The sequence below is a fragment of the Actinomadura darangshiensis genome (assembly GCF_004349235.1).
Taxonomy (GTDB): Bacteria; Actinomycetota; Actinomycetes; order Streptosporangiales; family Streptosporangiaceae; genus Spirillospora; species Spirillospora darangshiensis.
Window position 1 is genome coordinate 1 of record NZ_SMKY01000217.1, and the last position, 15,605, is coordinate 15,605.

General features: G+C 72.9%; 16 protein-coding genes. 9 read left to right on the plus strand and 7 right to left on the minus strand.

Annotation, left to right across the window (positions count from 1 at the left end; translation table 11 throughout):
* Together E1293_RS33570 and E1293_RS33575 are read right to left on the minus strand one after the other, a co-directional pair.
* A partial coding sequence (locus tag E1293_RS33570; protein WP_481726107.1) for a helix-turn-helix domain-containing protein occupies positions 1 to 325 on the minus strand: 325 nt, incomplete at its 3' end.
* Between the two features lie 32 nt (positions 326 to 357).
* Complete coding sequence (locus E1293_RS33575) at positions 358 to 1,263, minus strand: LysR family transcriptional regulator (RefSeq protein ID WP_132201811.1); 906 nt, start codon at positions 1,261 to 1,263, stop codon at positions 358 to 360.
* 100 nt (positions 1,264 to 1,363) lie between these two features.
* Between E1293_RS33575 and E1293_RS33580 the strand changes: the two genes are divergently transcribed.
* The 6 genes from E1293_RS33580 to E1293_RS33605 are packed head-to-tail and all read left to right on the plus strand — an operon-like array spanning position 1,364 to position 7,344.
* Positions 1,364 to 2,365 (plus strand): fumarylacetoacetate hydrolase family protein, encoded by a 1,002-nt coding sequence (locus tag E1293_RS33580; protein WP_132201813.1) that lies wholly within the window; start codon positions 1,364 to 1,366, stop codon positions 2,363 to 2,365.
* The gene (locus E1293_RS33585; protein WP_132201815.1) at positions 2,362 to 3,324 is read left to right on the plus strand and encodes a cyclase family protein; all 963 of its coding nucleotides are present in this window, start codon (positions 2,362 to 2,364) and stop codon (positions 3,322 to 3,324) included. The genes E1293_RS33580 and E1293_RS33585 overlap by 4 nt, the downstream gene beginning before the upstream one ends.
* 7 nt (positions 3,325 to 3,331) lie before the next feature.
* A complete protein-coding gene (locus E1293_RS33590; protein ID WP_132201817.1) occupies positions 3,332 to 4,459 on the plus strand; it encodes an FAD-dependent monooxygenase in 1,128 nt (375 codons plus the stop codon).
* Entirely contained in the window at positions 4,456 to 5,460 is a 1,005-nt protein-coding gene (locus tag E1293_RS33595; protein ID WP_132201819.1) for an amidohydrolase family protein, read from the plus strand. Before E1293_RS33590 ends, E1293_RS33595 begins: the two co-directional genes overlap by 4 nt.
* The gene (locus E1293_RS33600) at positions 5,457 to 6,395 is read left to right on the plus strand and encodes a VOC family protein (RefSeq protein ID WP_132201821.1); all 939 of its coding nucleotides are present in this window, start codon (positions 5,457 to 5,459) and stop codon (positions 6,393 to 6,395) included. The genes E1293_RS33595 and E1293_RS33600 overlap by 4 nt, the downstream gene beginning before the upstream one ends.
* A gap of 13 nt (positions 6,396 to 6,408) precedes the next feature.
* Positions 6,409 to 7,344: a fumarylacetoacetate hydrolase family protein gene (locus tag E1293_RS33605; protein WP_132201823.1), complete on the plus strand. Its 936-nt coding sequence runs from the start codon at positions 6,409 to 6,411 to the stop codon at positions 7,342 to 7,344.
* A gap of 18 nt (positions 7,345 to 7,362) precedes the next feature.
* Here E1293_RS33605 and E1293_RS47885 read toward each other — a convergent pair whose 3' ends face one another.
* On the minus strand, positions 7,363 to 7,536 hold the full coding sequence (locus E1293_RS47885; protein ID WP_165978514.1) for a hypothetical protein: 174 nt from the start codon (positions 7,534 to 7,536) through the stop codon (positions 7,363 to 7,365).
* A gap of 294 nt (positions 7,537 to 7,830) precedes the next feature.
* Here E1293_RS47885 and E1293_RS33610 point away from each other — a divergent pair, with 294 nt between their 5' ends.
* Both E1293_RS33610 and E1293_RS33615 read left to right on the plus strand, forming a co-directional pair.
* On the plus strand, positions 7,831 to 8,559 hold the full coding sequence (locus E1293_RS33610; RefSeq protein ID WP_207939241.1) for a S1 family peptidase: 729 nt from the start codon (positions 7,831 to 7,833) through the stop codon (positions 8,557 to 8,559).
* Positions 8,560 to 8,593: 34 nt separating this feature from the next.
* Complete coding sequence (locus E1293_RS33615; protein ID WP_132201826.1) at positions 8,594 to 9,145, plus strand: snapalysin family zinc-dependent metalloprotease; 552 nt, start codon at positions 8,594 to 8,596, stop codon at positions 9,143 to 9,145.
* Between the two features lie 66 nt (positions 9,146 to 9,211).
* Here the strand turns inward: E1293_RS33615 and pdxR are convergent, their stop codons facing one another.
* Positions 9,212 to 10,621: a MocR-like pyridoxine biosynthesis transcription factor PdxR gene (gene pdxR / locus E1293_RS33620; protein WP_132201828.1), complete on the minus strand. Its 1,410-nt coding sequence runs from the start codon at positions 10,619 to 10,621 to the stop codon at positions 9,212 to 9,214.
* A gap of 46 nt (positions 10,622 to 10,667) precedes the next feature.
* Here pdxR and E1293_RS33625 point away from each other — a divergent pair, with 46 nt between their 5' ends.
* Positions 10,668 to 11,972, plus strand: a complete 1,305-nt coding sequence (locus E1293_RS33625; RefSeq protein WP_132201830.1) for an FAD-binding oxidoreductase — start codon at positions 10,668 to 10,670, stop codon at positions 11,970 to 11,972.
* Positions 11,973 to 12,019: 47 nt separating this feature from the next.
* Here E1293_RS33625 and E1293_RS33630 read toward each other — a convergent pair whose 3' ends face one another.
* The 3 genes from E1293_RS33630 to E1293_RS33640 all read right to left on the minus strand — a co-directional run bounded on the left by E1293_RS33630 (position 12,020) and on the right by E1293_RS33640 (position 15,459).
* Positions 12,020 to 13,456, minus strand: a complete 1,437-nt coding sequence (locus E1293_RS33630; RefSeq protein ID WP_207939242.1) for an MDR family MFS transporter — start codon at positions 13,454 to 13,456, stop codon at positions 12,020 to 12,022.
* Between the two features lie 144 nt (positions 13,457 to 13,600).
* On the minus strand, positions 13,601 to 14,194 hold the full coding sequence (locus tag E1293_RS33635; RefSeq protein WP_132201834.1) for a TetR/AcrR family transcriptional regulator: 594 nt from the start codon (positions 14,192 to 14,194) through the stop codon (positions 13,601 to 13,603).
* A 5-nt stretch (positions 14,195 to 14,199) separates the two neighbouring features.
* Positions 14,200 to 15,459 carry an acyl-CoA dehydrogenase family protein gene (locus tag E1293_RS33640; RefSeq protein WP_132201836.1) on the minus strand — a complete coding sequence of 420 codons (1,260 nt, stop codon included), beginning with the start codon at positions 15,457 to 15,459 and terminating at the stop codon, positions 14,200 to 14,202.
* Positions 15,460 to 15,605: the final 146 nt, after the last annotated feature.

Consider the following 15,605-nt stretch of genomic DNA (forward strand, 5'->3'; position numbering starts at 1 on the left):
GGGCCGGACGGTCGCCGGCCGCGATCTCGTCGGGCGGCGGTACGGGCTCGGACGGCTCGGCGGCCGGCCGGGGCGCCGCGTTCGCCTTCTCCCACCGTTCGCGGTACGCGGCCGGGTCGGCGCCGCACGCCTTGACGAACTCGGCGGTGGTCCCCCAGCTCGGGAGCCTGTTGCCTTTGGTCGCCTCGTGAAGAGTCGTATGCGAGATCGCGCCCGACCGACCGGACAACTCCCGAAAAGGCGGGTTGCCGACCGAGTTGCGCAATTCCCGCAGAGCCGCGGCGAATTCCGCGATCGCCTCCGCCTGTGCACCCCTGTCGTCCACCGGGTGAAGTTAACAGCGCCCGCGGTGGTCGCTCAACCGCCGAGGCCGGCGGCGACGCGGGCGGCGGTCTCGCGGAGCCAGATATGGGCGGCGTCCTGGGTGTGGACGGGGTGCCACCACAGCGCCTCGCTGACCGGAACCGCCTCGAACGGGCACGGCAGGATGCGCACCGCCGCGGTCGGGGCGAGCAGCCGGGCGAGGCGGCGCTGGATGAGGGCGACGCGGCGGGTGCCGGCGACCAGGCCGGGCAGCAGCTGGAAACTCTGCACCGACACCTCGACGCGCGGTTCGAGCCCGAGCATGCTGAGCTGCCGGGCGGCGGGCGCGTCGTAGGGACGCTGGTAGACCACCCACGGCAGGCGGGCCAGGTCGTCCATGGTGAGCCGGTCGCCGACCTCGGGGTGGTCGTCGGCGACCACGCAGGCCCACTCGTCGCGGTACAGCTCGACGGCCGGGAACCCGCTGACGATCCCGTGCGGCATGAGCAGCCCGTCCACGGCGCTCAGAGCCGCGTCGGTGTTGTCGACGATCTCGGGGCCGACCTGCTGGAACACCAGCCGGGACGCGGGCGCGGCGGCGTGCAGCGCGCGGGCGAGCGCGGCGCCGAACACGGCGACGGCGTAGTCGGAGGCGATGATCGTGAACTCGCGCCGCTCGGTGCCGGGGTCGAACTCGGCGCGGCTGGTGAACAGCCGTTCCAGCAGGCCGCAGGCCGTCGCGGACGGCACCAGCAGGGCGTTGCCGAGCGGGGTGAGCTCGTAGACGTTGCCGGTCCGCACCAGCAGGTCGTCGGCGAAGTGGCGGCGCAGCCGGGCGAGCGCGGCGCTCGTGGCGGGCTGGCTGAGGCCGATCCGCTGCCCGGCGCGGGTCACGTTGCGCTCTTCGAGCAGGGCGCGCAGCGCGACGAGCAGGTTCAGGTCGAGGCTTGCCAGGTTCACGGTCACTATCCACGTGGTCGATGGACGCCATCCGAGAGATCTATTTCCCAGATCAGCGCCGGGTGTCCCAAGGTTAAGGCACACACCGAGAGGAAGCCTCGTGGAAGCACACGCGCAACCGGCCGGGCCGTTCGCCGTCGGCACGTTCTCCGGCGGAGACGGCTCCCGGTTCGCCGGTCTCGTCACCGGCCGGAAGGTGCTGGACCTGCGCACCGTCCCGGACCTGTGGGCGCAGGACGGCGACCGCACGACCCGGGCACTGCTGGAGCGCTGGGACGACGTCATGCCCCTCCTGCACGCCGCCGCCGCGTCCGGCGCCCCACGGCTACCGCTGGACGCGCTGACCGTGCACGCACCGGTCGAGCCGCGGCAGATCCTGCAGTCGGGCGCCAACTACCGGACCCACGTCATCGACCTGGCGGTGGCGCACGAACCGGAGGGCGGACGGCCCGCCGAGCAGGTCCGCGCGGAGACGGCGGCGATGATGGACCGGCGCGCCGCCGAGGACCGGCCGTACCTGTTCATCGGGCTTCCGTCGGCGGTGACCGGCCCGTACGACGACGTCGTCCTCCCGGAGTGGTGCGCCAAGCCCGACTGGGAGCTGGAGCTGGCCGCGGTGATCGGCCGTCCGGCGTTCCGGGTGCCGGAGCGGCGGGCGCTGGAGCACGTCGCCGCCTACACGATCGCCAACGACCTGACGGCGCGGGACGCGGTGTTCCGGCGGGACATGCCCGAGATCGGCACGGACTGGCTGCGCGCCAAGAACGCGCCCACGTTCACGCCGCTCGGCCCCTACCTGGTGCCGTCGGCGTTCGTCGGCGACCCCGGCGACCTGCGGGTCACGCTGCGGCTCAACGGCGAGACCAGGCAGGACGAGAGCACCAAGGACATGATCTTCGACGCGGCGCGGCTGGTGGCGTACGCGTCGCAGACCGTCCCGCTGAAGCCCGGCGACCTGATCCTGACCGGGAGCCCGGCCGGCAACGGGATGCACTGGGGACGGCTGCTGCGTCCCGGCGACGTCATGGAGGGCTCCATCGCCCGGCTCGGTGTCCAGCACAACCGATGCGTCGCGGAGTCTCAGGAAGGCAGGGCGTCATGACGCTGGACCGCACCGACCCCGAGGGCGCCATCGCCGCGGCCGCCGCGAAGTACTCCAACTGGGGACGCTGGGGCGATGGCGACGTCCTCGGCACCGTGAACTTCATCGACGAGGCCAAGCGGCGCGAGGGCGCGGCGCTGGTCCGGCAGGGCGTCTCCTTCTCGCTGTCGCAGCGGTTCGGCATCGACGGGCCGCAGAAGGGCTGGCGGCGCCGCACCAACCCCGTCCACACCATGCTGGACACCGGAACGGACGCCGCGCTCGGCATCCAGGGCTTCCCGCACGGCTTCAGCGGCGCGGACGACGTGATCGCGATGCCGCTGCAGTGCTCCACGCAGTGGGACGGCCTGGGCCACATCTTCGACCGCGGCAAGGCGTGGAACGGGCGTCCGGCGGAGCGGGTCGTCACGTCCGAGGGCGACCTCGTGACGGGCATCGAGCACATGGCGGGCCCGGTCGCGGGGCGGGGCGTCCTGCTGGACGTGGGACGGGTCCGCGGCGAGGACGGCGAACTCCCCGACGGCTTCGCGATCACCGAGGAGCATCTGCGCGCGGCCATCGACGCCCACGGTGTCGCGGTCGGGCGCGGCGACATCGTGTGCGTCCGCACCGGGCAGCTCGCCCGCGCCCGCCGCGACGGCTGGGGCGACTACGCGGGCGGCCCGGCGCCCGGCCTGTCGTTCACCGCGGCCGGGTGGCTGCACCGCACCGAGATCGCCGCGATCGCGACCGACACGTGGGGTTTCGAGGTGCGGCCCAACGAGTTCGACGACGCGTTCCAGCCGCTGCACCAGGTCGTGATCCCGAACATGGGCCTGCTGGTCGGCGAGCTGTGGGACCTGGACGCCCTGGCCGCCCACTGCGCGGCCGACGGCGTGCACGAGTTCTGGCTGACCGCCGGTCCGATCCCGGTGACCGGCGCGGTCGGCGCCCCCGTCAACCCCATCGCGGTGAAGTGAGGCCGGCATGGCAGCTGTAGGGAACGTTCTCATCGTCGGCGGCGGCACGGCCGGTTCGGCCCTGGCGATCCTGCTGGCGCGGGGCGGTGTCGCGGTGGACATCGCCGAGATCGAGCCGGGCGTCACCGCGCTCGGCTCCGGGGTCACGCTGCAGGGCAACGCGCTGCGGGTGCTGCGCGACCTCGGCGTGTGGGAGCGGGTCAGCGCGTCCGGGTACGCCTTCGACACACTCGGCCTGCGGGCGCCGGACGGAAGGCTGCTCGCGGAGATCCCCGACGCCCGCACCGGCGGATCGGACCTGCCCGCGACGCTCGGCGTGAACCGTCCCGAGCTGGCCGCCGTCCTCGCGGACGCGGTGCGGGACGCGGGCGCCGCCACCCGGTTCGGCCGCACGGCCGACGCGATCAGGGACGAAGGCGACCGGGTCGGTGTGCGCTTCTCCGACGGCGCCGCCGGCACCTACGACCTCGTCGTGGGCGCCGACGGCATCCGCTCCGCGGTTCGCGGGCTGATGGGCATCGAGGTGTCCCCGGAGCCGACCGGGATGGGCATCTGGCGGATCCACACGCGCCGTCCCGAGGACGTCGAACGCACCGACCTCGTCTATGGCGGGCCGTGCTTCATCGCCGGGTACTGCCCGACCGGCGCCGGCACCATGTACGCCTACCTCGTGGAGAAGGCCCGTCCCCGCGAGTCGATCGCGGACGCCGACAAGCCGGCCCACATGCGGGCGCTCGCCGAAGGCTACGGCGGCGCCTGGGACGAGATCCGCGCCGACATCACCGACCCCGGCCGCATCAACTACACCTGGTTCGAGTCGCTGCTGGTGGACCGGCCGTGGAACCGGGGCCGGGCCGTCCTGATCGGGGACGCCGCCCACGCCTGCCCGCCGACCCTCGCGCAGGGCGCCGCGCAGTGCCTGGAGGACGCGGCCGTCCTCGCCGAGCTGCTGCTGGCCGCCGACCGGCTCGACCAGGGGCTGTTCGACGCGTTCATGGACCGGCGGTACGGGCGCGCGAAGGCGGTCGTCGAGGCGTCGGTACAGCTGGCGCGATGGCAGCTCGCCCCCGCACCGGACACCGACGTTCCCGCCTTGATGGGACGGATCGCCGCGATGGTGGCGGAGCGGCCATGAGCATCCCGACCGTCGACGTGCACGCGCACGTCCTGCTGCCGCAGATCGAGGAGACCGTCGCCGGGGCACCCGGGCACGCCGAGCACAAGGACCTGGACGCCCGCCGCAACGGGCCCGCGTCGCTGCGGGCCGGCGGCAAGATGATCGGCGAGCGATTCGAGCGGCTGACCCGGGTCGAGGCGCGCCTCGCCGACATGGACGCCGCCGGCGTGGACGTGCAGATCGTCAGCCCGTCGCCGTCCCATTACCACTACTGGGCGGCACGCGACCTCGCCCGCACCGTGTCCCAGATGGCGAACGAGGCCACCGCCGCGCACTGCGCGCAGGCTCCCGGCAGGTTGCACGGGCTCGGGCTCGTCCCGCTCCAGCACCCGGACCTGGCCGTCGAGGCGCTCGACCACGCGCTGCGGCTCGGACTGAAGGGCGTCGAGATCTCCTCCCACGCGCCCGGCCGCGAGCTGTCGGACCCGGCGCTGGAACCGCTGTGGGCGCGGGCCGCCGAGTCCGGCGCGGTGGTGTTCCTGCACCCGTTCGGCTGCACGCTGGACGAGCGGCTCGACCGGTTCTACCTGTCCAACATCGTCGGCCAGCCCGCCGAGAACGCCGTCGCGCTCTCCCACCTGATCTTCTCCGGCGTGCTGGACCGGCATCCCGGCCTGAAGATCGTCGCGGCGCACGGCGGCGGCTACCTGCCCACCTGCGCCGGCCGCGCCGACCACGGCTGGCGGGTGCGGCCGGAGGCGCGGACGTGCGCCGAGCCGCCCAGCGCCTACCTGCGGCGGATCTGGTTCGACTCGCTGGTCTACGAGCCGGCGGCGCTGCGCGCGCTGATCGGCGCCGCGGGCGCGTCCCGGGTCGTCCTCGGCTCCGACCACCCCTTCGACATGGGCGTGGACGACCCGCTCGACCGGCTCCGCGCCGCCCTGCCGCCCGGCGGCGAGCTGGACGCGGTGCGCGGCGGCAACGCCGTCGCCCTCTTCGACCTCAAGGAGTCCCCATGACCGACCGGCTCATCACCCATCTGCGCCACGTGGACCTCGCCGTCCCCGACTACGACCGGCAACGCGATTTCTACGCCGGCGTCTGGGGCCTTACCGAGGTCGCGGGCGACACGGGCATCTCGTTCCTCGCGGCCGAGGGCTCGCCGGAGCAGTACATCGTCCGGCTACGGAAGGCGGACGAGAAGCGTCTCGACCTCGTCTCCTTCGGCGCCGCCTCCCCCGCCGACGTGGACGCGCTCGCCGCCCGGCTCGGCACGTCCGGCGTGCGGATCGTCGCCGGCCCCGGGAAGCTGGTCACGCCCGGCGGCGGCTACGGGTTCCGCTTCTTCGACATCGACGGCCGGACGGTCGAGGTGTCGGCGGACGTCGCCGTCCGGCGGCACCGCAGGCTGGAGGAGCGCGAGGCCGTCCCGGTCCGGCTCTCGCACGTCGTGCTGAACGCCCCCGACCTGGACGCGACCCGCGCCTGGTACGAGACCCACCTCGGCTTCGCGCTCAGCGACACACTGACGTCCCCGCACATGGGGAAGGTCATGCACTTCATGCGCTGCAACCCGCAGCACCACAGCCTGGCGATCGCGAAGGGCCCGCACACGTCCCTGCACCACGTGTCGTTCGAGATGCGCGGCCTGGACGAGTACATGTTCGGCACCGGGAGGCTGCTGCGCGCGGGCGTCCGGATGGTCTGGGGCCCTGGGCGGCACAAGGCGGGTGACAACACCTTCTCCTACTTCCTGGATCCGCACGGCAACACGGTCGAGTACACCACCGAGCTGGAGACCCTGGACGAGGACGCCTGGCACCCGCACCTGTACGACTTCTCCGACCCGGACGTCACCGACCAGTGGGGCACCGCCAACCCGATGAACGAACTCGTCGCCAAGGAGTCCTTCAACGACCCGGACCGCGGCGTCTTCGTCGCCCCGCCCGTCTGATCCAGGAGGCTCCATGCGACTCGCCACCTACCTGCACCGGGACGTCCGCCGCTGCGGCACCGTCGCGGACGGCGCGGTCCGGCCGTTCCCGGACGGCACCGACCTGCTCGACGTCGTCCGGACCGGCGCCCTGCCCGAGACGGGGCCGCCCGTCCCGCTCGCGGAGATCCGGCTGCTCCCGCCGATCGAGCCGCCGTCCGTCCGGGACTTCGTGGCGTTCGAGGAGCATGTCGAGGGCGTCCGGCGGAGCGTGAGCGGCGAGTCCGGCGTCCCGGACGCCTGGTACGACGCGCCGGCCTTCTACTTCTCCAACCCGCACGCCATGGTCGGCGCCCATGACGACGTACCGCTTCCGCCCGGCTGCCGGGCCCTCGACTTCGAACTGGAGGTCGCGGCCGTCATCGGGCGGCCGGGCTCCGACCTCGCCCCGGAGCGGGCCCGCGGCCACATCTTCGGCTACACGATCTTCAACGACTGGTCCGCGCGGGACCTGCAGTCCCGCGAGATGCAGGTCGGCCTCGGCCCCTGCAAGGGCAAGGACTTCGCCACCACCCTCGGCCCGTGGCTGGTCACCGCCGACGAACTGGAGCCGCACCGCGACGCCGACGGCTTCCTGCGGCTGGGCCTGACCGCCGAGGTCAACGGCCAGACCGTCGGACGGGACCTGCTGTCGAACATGGGCTGGCCGTTCGAGGACCTGGTCGCGCACGCCTCGCGCGGCGCCCGGCTGCGTCCCGGCGACGTGCTCGGCTCGGGCACCTGCGGCAACGGCGGCTGCCTCGCCGAACTGTGGGGACGCGCCGGCGAGCGGAACCCGCCGCCGCTGAAGCCGGGCGACACCGTCACGCTCACCGTCGAAGGCATCGGCACGGTCTCCAACACGATCGTGCCCGGAACCGCGCCCGTCCCGGTCCCCCGCGCCCGCAAGCGCACGCGGCAGCGCCCCTAGGCCGGGTGCGCGGCTCGCTCAGGACTCGGCGAAGTCGTCGCGCGAAAGCCCCTTCTCCGACATCTTGTCCTCAAGCTCGGCACCCAGTTCGGTGCGCTCGCCGGGCCGCGACTCCGATTCCCGGGCCGGGTCGCCGCCCGGCCTCAGATCGGTGTCCTCGGTCTTCGGCACGTTCTCCTCAGGCGTGGTCATTTCGCCCCCCTGTCGAATGAGTCGCCGGCTCCCCCGGCCATCCCGCTACGGCTACCCCGCCACGTCCGGCTCTAACGACGGCGCAGGCCGGGCCCCGGGAGAGCGCCTTTTCTGCGCTCCTCGAAATTCACATTGAACATCTATTGCTTTTCAGCGAGTAGGAGGCGGTGTTCTTCTCAACTACTCTCCCGTAATTGTGATGCGGTCCGCATGCTACAGGACGTCCTTGCAAAAAGGAATTCCGCTCCCACCGCCGCGAAAATGCGGCAAGGACCGCCGATTGGAGAGACCGTCATGCGCACAATGAGGCCGGCGGCGCTGATCGCGCTCGCGCTCGCGCTCGCGCTCGCGATGTGCGGCACGACCGCCGCGCACGCGTCCGGATCATCCGGTGGAGGAGGCCGCCCCATCATCGGCGGCCACAACGCCACCGAAACGTATTCTTGGATGGTGTCGCTGAGCAACGGCTGCGGTGGCAGCCTGGTCGCGTCCCAGTGGATCGTCACGGCGAACCACTGCGGCTCGGCCTACCAGGGCCGGATCGGGTCGACCGACAAGAACTCCGGCGGCGAGGTCCGCCAGATCGACCGGCGGATCACCCGTCCGGGGACCGACCTCACGCTGATGCACCTGTCAGCTCCCGCGCAGTCGGCCCCGGTGCAGATGGCGCAGTCCAACCCCGCCGCGAACACCCCCGTGCGGCTGCTCGGCTGGGGCTGCACGAGCTGGCCGTCCTGCAGTACGCCCGCCACCCTCCAGGAAATCGACCTGACCATCCTGCCCAGCGGCCAGTGCGCGCCCGGCGGCGGCACCGCGAACGACGTCTGCGTCTCCGGCGACCGGTCGCACTCGGCCTGCCACGGCGACTCCGGCGGACCGGCCGTCGTCGGCACCCGCGGCGACTGGACCCTCGTCGGCGAGACCCACGGCCCCGGCGACAACCGGGGCGAGTGCGCGACCACCACCCTCTACACCGGCATCGCGCCGTACCGTTCCTGGATCGACCAGCAGATCGGCGGCTGACTCCCCATCCCCCACCCCGCAGGAGGAGTTCCGTATGTTCCGCAAGATCACGGCGGCGCTGGCCGTCACCCTCGGCCTGAGCTTCCTGGTGCCCGCGCTGGGCGCCGAGCCGGCGTCGGCGGCCCCCGTCGCGGCCCGCACCATCTACTACGACGCCAGCGGCGCCCAGGAGTTCAAGGCGGCCGTCGATGAAGGCGCCGCCGCCTGGAACCAGGCCGTGCCGGAGATCGAGCTCAAGCCCGCGACCGGCGGGCAGGCCACCATCAAGGTGTACGCCGACGACGGCTGGCCGCGCACCATCTCCTACGGCTTCGGCCAGGGCACCATCTACATGGGGCGCGAAGCGGTCAACGACGGCTTCTACCCGCCGAGGATCGCCGCGCACGAGCTCGGCCACACCCTCGGCCTGCCCGACAACCGCAACGGACGCTGCGACTACCTGATGTCGGGCCACAGCTCGCCGACGTCCTGCCAGAGCACCACCCCGCACGCGACCGAGGCGGCCCAGGTCAGCCAGAACGCGGGCGGCCGCGTCCCCGCGACCTTCAGCAAGCCCATCCGCTACGACGACTGCTTCACCTTCTGACCGCACGCCCCCCACCGCGGACACACACGTGCCCGCGGTGGGGGCCGTTCGCCCTGAACACCGCGGTCAGACCGTCAGGATTCGCAGGAGCGCGTTCAGGGCGGTCTCGACGGCGTGGTCCGGCGGGGCCGCATAGCCGACGACCAGCCCGTCTTCGGGCGGGAAAGGCGCGTCGGGGTGGCGGAAGACCGACAGACCGTCCAGGGCGATGCCGGCGCGGGCCGCGGCGGCCACGGTGGGCGCCTCGGTGCCGGGCGGCAGGCGCAGGACGGCGTGCAGCCCGGCCGCGATCCCCGTCACGTGGACGTGCGGGGCATGTTCCGCCAAGGCGGTGACGAAGCGGTCGCGGCGGGCACGGTAGCGCTGCCGCATGCGGCGGACGTGGCGGTCGTAGGAGCCGGAGGCGATGAAGTCGGCGAGGGTCAGCTGGTCCAGCACGCCGGCCCACGCCTCGCGCTCGCCCTTGGCGGCCAGGACGTCGTCCACGAGATGGCCGGGCAGGACCATCCAGCCGAGCCGGATGGCCGGGGACAGGCTCTTGCTGACCGAACCGACGTAGACCACCCGGTCGGGGGCCAGGCCCTGCAGCGCACCGATCGGCCGGCGGTCGTAGCGGAACTCGCCGTCGTAGTCGTCTTCGAGGACGACCCCGTCCGATGAGCGCGCCCAGTCGGCGGCGGACATCCGGCGGTGCGCGTGCAGGGGGCCACCCGTCGGGAACTGGTGGGCCGGTGTCAGGAGCACCGCGCGCTCGGCGCCGGTCAGCTCGTCGACGCGGGCGCCGTCGCCGTCCACCGTGAGCGGGCGGGCGCGGACGCCGGCCGCCGACAGCAGCCCCCGGTGGAACGCCAGACCGTAGCCCTCCACGGCGAGCGGGCCGCGCAGGACCCGGCCGCCGAACAGCAACCGCAGCGCATGCGCGAACCCGGAGCAGACGACGATGTGGCCGGGGTCGGTCCGGACGCCGCGCGTGCGGGCCAGGTACTCGGCGAGGGCGCGGCGCAGTTCGGGTCTTCCGCGCGGATCCGCGGGGCCGAACGCCTCGTTGGGCGCGGCGGTGACCGCCCGGCGCGCCGACGCCAGCCAGGCGGCGCGCGGGAAGGACGCGGCGTCCGGCTGCCCCTGCCGGAGGTCGTGCACCGGACGGGATGCCCGGACGCGACCGGGCCGCGAAGACCCGCGCGGCCGGGACGGCTCCACGCGGCCGGCCACCCGGGTGCCGGAGCCCTGGCGCGCGGTCAGCCAGCCCTCGGCGACGAGTTCGGCGTAGGCGTCGGCGACGGTGTTGCGGGCCAGGCCGAGGTCGGCGGCCAGCGACCGGTAGGGCGGCAGCCTGACGCCCGGCGCCAGCCGCCCGGACCGGACCGCCTCCCGCAGCGCATGCGTCAGGGCGGCCCTGCGTCCGCCCTTGCCGGTCAGCTCCAGGTGCAGGTCGGCGCCGATCCGCTCGGCCGAATTGACCCATTCTCCTGCCACAAGATTGCACCCTACCCAGGGTCTTTTCTCCTCGTAGCGTCGAATCATGAACACGCTGAACACTCTGCGGTCCGCCGTCCGCGGCCGGGTCACGCTGCCCGGCGACGCCGGTTTCGAGGAGGCCCGCCGTCCCTGGAACCTGGCGGTCGACCAGCCGGTGGCGGCGGTCGTCGAGGCCGCCGACGCCGATGACGTCGCCGCGCTCGTCCGGCACGCCCGCTCCGCCGGGCTGAGCATCGCGACCCAGCCCAGCGGGCACGGCGCCACCGGACGCACCGGCGGCACCGTACTGCTGCGCACCCGGCGGCTGGACGCGGTGGAGATCGACCCCGCCGCCCGCCGGGCCCGCGTCGGCGCGGGCGTCCCGTCCGGACGCCTGCAGGCCGCCGCCGCACCGCACGGCCTGACCGGCCTGCCCGGCAGCTCGCCCGTCGTCAGCGTCACCGGCGTCGCCCTCGGCGGCGGGCTGAGCTGGTTCGGACGCGCCCACGGCTGGGTCGCCGACAGCGTCACCGCCATGGACATCGTCGACGCCGACGGCCGGCGGAGGCACATCGACGCCGGCACCGACCCCGGCCTGTTCTGGGCGCTGCGCGGCGGCGGCGGCGACTTCGCGGTGGTGACCTCGCTCGAACTGGCCCTGCACCCGGCACCGCACCTGTACGGCGGCCGGATGCTGTGGCCCGCCCGGCACACCGCCCAGGTGATGGACGCCTACCGGCTGATCACCGCCGGCGCCCCCGACGCGCTCACCGTCTGGCTCGACCTGCTGCACTTCCCCGGTTCCGACCCCATGGTCGCCGTGGACGCCGCCTACCTCGGCGACGAGCACGGCGCACGTGACCTTCTGCGCCCTCTGGACGGCCTCCCGCGTCCCCTCTCCGACAGCAGGCGGACCATGACGGCCGCCGAACTCGGCGGCATCACCGCGGAACCGACCGACCCGGGCGCCGGCTCCTCGCGCGCCGAACTGCTGACCGTCCTGGACGACGCGGCGGCCAAGTCCCTGCCGGCCGACCCGATCGCGCCGCTGCTGAGCGTCCAGCTCCGGCACCTGGGCGGCGCGTTCACCAAGCCGTCCGACTCGCCGCACGGGCCTCTTCCCGAGCCCTACGCGCTCTACATGTTCGGCGTCCCGGCCGATCCGGCGACGGCCGAGGCGATCGCCGCCAGGCAGTGCGCGCTCGCCGGCTCGGTCCCGGTGAGCGGCCGCAAGCCCTTCACCTTCCTCAACCCCGCCGAGAGCGCGGCGGACGCCTTCTCCCCCGCCACGCTGGACCGCCTGCGCCGCATCAAGGACGACCACGACCCTCACAACGTCTTCCGCAGCAACTTTCCCGTCCATGACTGAAGCCGGGGCCCATCGGGATGGGTCCCGGCTTCAGGGGGCGAGTCCGGCTAGCAGGCGGGTTCGAGGGTCAGTTCCAGGTCTTCCAGGTCGATGTCCGCCGAGGCGGTCTCGGGCTCCTCGGCGGGGTTCGTCTGCTTCGGCAGCAGGAAGGCGGCCGCGACCATCACGACGGCGAGCGCCGCGGCGATGACGAACGCCAGCCGCATGCCGTCCAGCTGGGCCATGGCCTGCCCGGCGCCGCCGGCGACGCGGCTTTCGGCGCGGCTCGCCATCACGGTCACCACCAGCGCGGTGCCGAAGGCCGCCGCGACCTGCTGGAGGGTGCCCAGCATCGAGCTGCCGTGGGAGTACAGGTGGGCCGGCAGGGCGCCGAGGCCGAGGGTGAACACCGGGGTGAACGCCGCGGCCAGCGAGACCATGAGCAGGACGTGCAGGGCGAGGACCTGCCAGTACGGCATCGCCATCGAGATCTGGGTGAGGCCGGCCAGGGCGGCCACGATGCCGAGCGCCCCGGGGATGATCAGGACGCGGGCGCCGAAGCGGTCGTAGAGCCGTCCCACGACCGGGCCGAGCAGCCCCATCGCCAGGCCGCCGGGCATCACCAGCAGGCCGGTCTGCAGCGGGCTGAGGCCGCGCAGGTTCTGCAGGTAGATCGGCAGCAGGATCATCGCGCCCATCATCGCCATGAACCCGAGCGCCATCAGCAGCAGCGACAGTGCGTACCCGGAGTGCCGGAGGACGCGCAGGTCCAGCAGGGGGACGTCGCGGCGCTGCAGCCGGAGCTGGCGGAGCGCGAAGGCCGCGATCGCGGCCAGTCCGGTCGCGACGATGATCGCGGGAACCGCCGTGCCGCCCGCGCCGAACCGGCTCAGCCCGTACACCAGGGAGCCGAACCCGACGGCCGCGGCGCCGACGCTGAACCAGTCGATGGTGCTGAGCTGCGGCTCCCCGACGTTCTCCAGCCGGGCCAGGCCGCGCCAGGTGATCAGGGCGGCGATCGGCAGCACGGCCGCGAACAGGAACCGCCACGAGCCGAGCTGCAGGATCAGCCCCGACACGGCCGGGCCCATCGCCGGCGCGACCGACATCGCCATGGTCACGGTGCCCATCACGCGTCCCCGGTCCTGCTCGGGGACGACGGTCATCAGCGTCGTCATCAGCAGCGGCATCATCACCGCCGTCCCGGTCGCCTGGACGATCCGCGCGAGCAGCAGGATCTCGAACGCCGGCGCGACCGCGGCCAGCGCCGTCCCGGCGAGGAAGACGCCCATCGCGGTGGCGTAGGCGCGGCGGGTGCTGACCCGCTGCAGGAACCACCCGGTCACCGGGATCACCGCGGCCATGGTCAGCATGAACGCCGTCGACAGCCACTGCGCCGCCTGCTCGGTGACGCGCAGGTCCGTCATCAGCCGAGGGATCGCGTTGATCATGATCGTCTCGTTGAGGATGACCACGAACGTCGCGAGCACCAGCAACCGGATCACGGGGGGTGTCCGGCGGGAGGCTTCGGGGTCCGTCTTCCGGTGCGCGTGCTCATTCGTAGTCGTCATGCCCGGGTAGACCGGCACCGTCGGCGAAACTCATCGCACCCGGCCGAACCGGCTCAAATCGCCTGGTCAGGGCCCCGGCTACTCGACGGCTCCGACCATGTCCAGTGCCAGCCGTTCGTAGCGCAGCGCGATCTCGGTGCGGGTCAGCGGTCCCCTCGGCGAGAACCAGCCGGCCACGCCGGTGCACATCACGACGACCGCGCGGGACGCCTCCAGCGGGATCGGCGTGGCGAACACGCCGCGTTCGGTGCCCTGCACCACGACGTCGTCGAACAGTCGCTGCTGCCGGTGCCGGTCGTCCAGATGGCGGGTGCGCACCGGCTCGTCCAGGGCCCGCAGCTCGCTCGTGCCGAGCATCGTCCCCCGCTGGTCCTCCAGGTGGAACAGCACGTGGGTCGAGACGATCGCCCGCAGCCGGGCGGCGGGTTCGTCGCCGGCCGCGTCGAGCGCCGCGCGGGTCCGCCGCAGCAGCTCCCCGATGCCACGCTCCATGATCGTCGCGAGCAGTTCCTGCTTGGACTCGAAGTGGTAGTAGAGCGCACCGGGGCTCAGGCCCGCCCGGCCCGCGATGTCGCGCACCGAGGTGCCGTGGTAGCCCTGCTCGGACATCACCGCGATCGCGGCCTTCAGAATCCCCTCCTCACCGGGCCCCTGGGCCGGCCGCGGTACCACGCGGCTCAGCCGTTCGCCTTGTTCGGCCCGGCGAACCCGAACAGGTAGCCGGCGACCTTCCGCATCTGGATCTCCTCGGACCCCTCGGTGATGCGGTAGCGGCGGTGGTGCCGGTAGATGTGCTCGAACGGGGTGTGCCGGGTGTAGCCGAGACCGCCGTGCACCTGCATCGCGCGGTCGGCCGCGTCGCACACGAACCGGTTGGCCCGGTAGTTGCACATCGACACCTTGTCGCTGAGCTGGAAGTGCGGGATCCGGTCGAGCTCCCAGGCCGTCTTGCGGACGAGGCCGCGCAGCAGCTCCGCCTCGGTCTGCAGCTCGACCAGCGGCCACTGGATCGCCTGCCGGGTGGCCAGCGGCCGCCCGAACGTCAGGCGCTCGCGGGCGTACTCGACGCTGCGGTCGACGCAGTACTGCCCGGCGCCGACACCGGACGCCGCCTGCCGGATCCGGTTCTCGTGGACGAACGTCTGGGCGACCGCGAGGCCCTCCCCCTCCGCACCGAAGATCGCCGAGTCGGGCACGCGCACGTCGGTGATCGTGACCTCGGCGTGGTCGGTGGGCATGTTCAGCGTCCACCAGTGGAAGTCGACCGAGAACCCCGGGGCGTCGGTGGGCACGAAGAAGGCGGTGATGCCGCGTGCGTCGCCGGACTTGCCGGACGTCCGGGCGAACACCACGTCGTGCGTCGCGGAGTGCATGCCGGAGTTGAAGCGCTTGGCGCCGTTGATGACCCAGTCGCCGCCGTCGCGGACGGCCGCGGTCTCCATCCAGGTCGCGTCGCTGCCGTGGTCGGGCTCGGTGAGGCCGAAGCCGATCCGCTTCTCCCGGGCCAGCATCGGCTCCAGGAACTCCTCCTTCTGCTCCGGCGTCCCGTACTCCAGCATCATGTGGACGAACGGGAAGTTGCCGACGATCGACGCCTCGTTCTGCAGGTCGTTGTGGAGCCCGAGGCCCCGGTGCGCGAGATGCTCGCGGATCACCGCCATGTCCAGGTTCGTCCCGCCGGAGCCGCCGGCCTCCTCGGGCAGCCCGTAGCGCAGCCAGCCCGCCGCGTCCGCCCGCCGGAACATCTCGCCGAGCAGCTCCTCCCACTCGGGGCGCGGCACCCCGCCGTTCTCGAAGTCGGTGCGCGCGTACTCGCGGCGGTGGTCGAAGAAGCGCTCGTTGTCGTCCTGCGCCTGCAACGGCAGGATCTCGCGTTCGACGAAGGTGTCGAGGTCGCCGAGAAGCCGGATCAGTTCGTCGGGAAGCGCGAAGTCCACAAATCCTCCTGAACGTTTGTTCAACCATCCATACCTCAGCCGGACCGTCCGAGCCAAGAGGGAGAGCCGGGACGCGCGTCCGGCTTTTGCAGGATTCCTACAACTGGAGCGGCGCAGCGTGCGTTGTCGGCGGCATGGCGCTCGGC

What these genes read in the sequence shown, in the direction of transcription:
- E1293_RS33585 (WP_132201815.1), top strand. Translation starts at nt 2,362, where the DNA reads ATGACGCTGGACCGCACCGACCCCGAGGGCGCCATCGCCGCGGCCGCC.
- E1293_RS33590 (WP_132201817.1), top strand. Translation starts at nt 3,332, where the DNA reads ATGGCAGCTGTAGGGAACGTTCTCATCGTCGGCGGCGGCACGGCCGGT.
- E1293_RS33595 (WP_132201819.1), top strand. Translation starts at nt 4,456, where the DNA reads ATGAGCATCCCGACCGTCGACGTGCACGCGCACGTCCTGCTGCCGCAG.
- E1293_RS33600 (WP_132201821.1), top strand. Translation starts at nt 5,457, where the DNA reads ATGACCGACCGGCTCATCACCCATCTGCGCCACGTGGACCTCGCCGTC.
- E1293_RS33605 (WP_132201823.1), top strand. Translation starts at nt 6,409, where the DNA reads ATGCGACTCGCCACCTACCTGCACCGGGACGTCCGCCGCTGCGGCACC.
- E1293_RS47885 (WP_165978514.1), bottom strand. Translation starts at nt 7,536, where the DNA reads ATGACCACGCCTGAGGAGAACGTGCCGAAGACCGAGGACACCGATCTG.
- E1293_RS33610 (WP_207939241.1), top strand. Translation starts at nt 7,831, where the DNA reads ATGCGCACAATGAGGCCGGCGGCGCTGATCGCGCTCGCGCTCGCGCTC.
- E1293_RS33615 (WP_132201826.1), top strand. Translation starts at nt 8,594, where the DNA reads ATGTTCCGCAAGATCACGGCGGCGCTGGCCGTCACCCTCGGCCTGAGC.
- E1293_RS33625 (WP_132201830.1), top strand. Translation starts at nt 10,668, where the DNA reads ATGAACACGCTGAACACTCTGCGGTCCGCCGTCCGCGGCCGGGTCACG.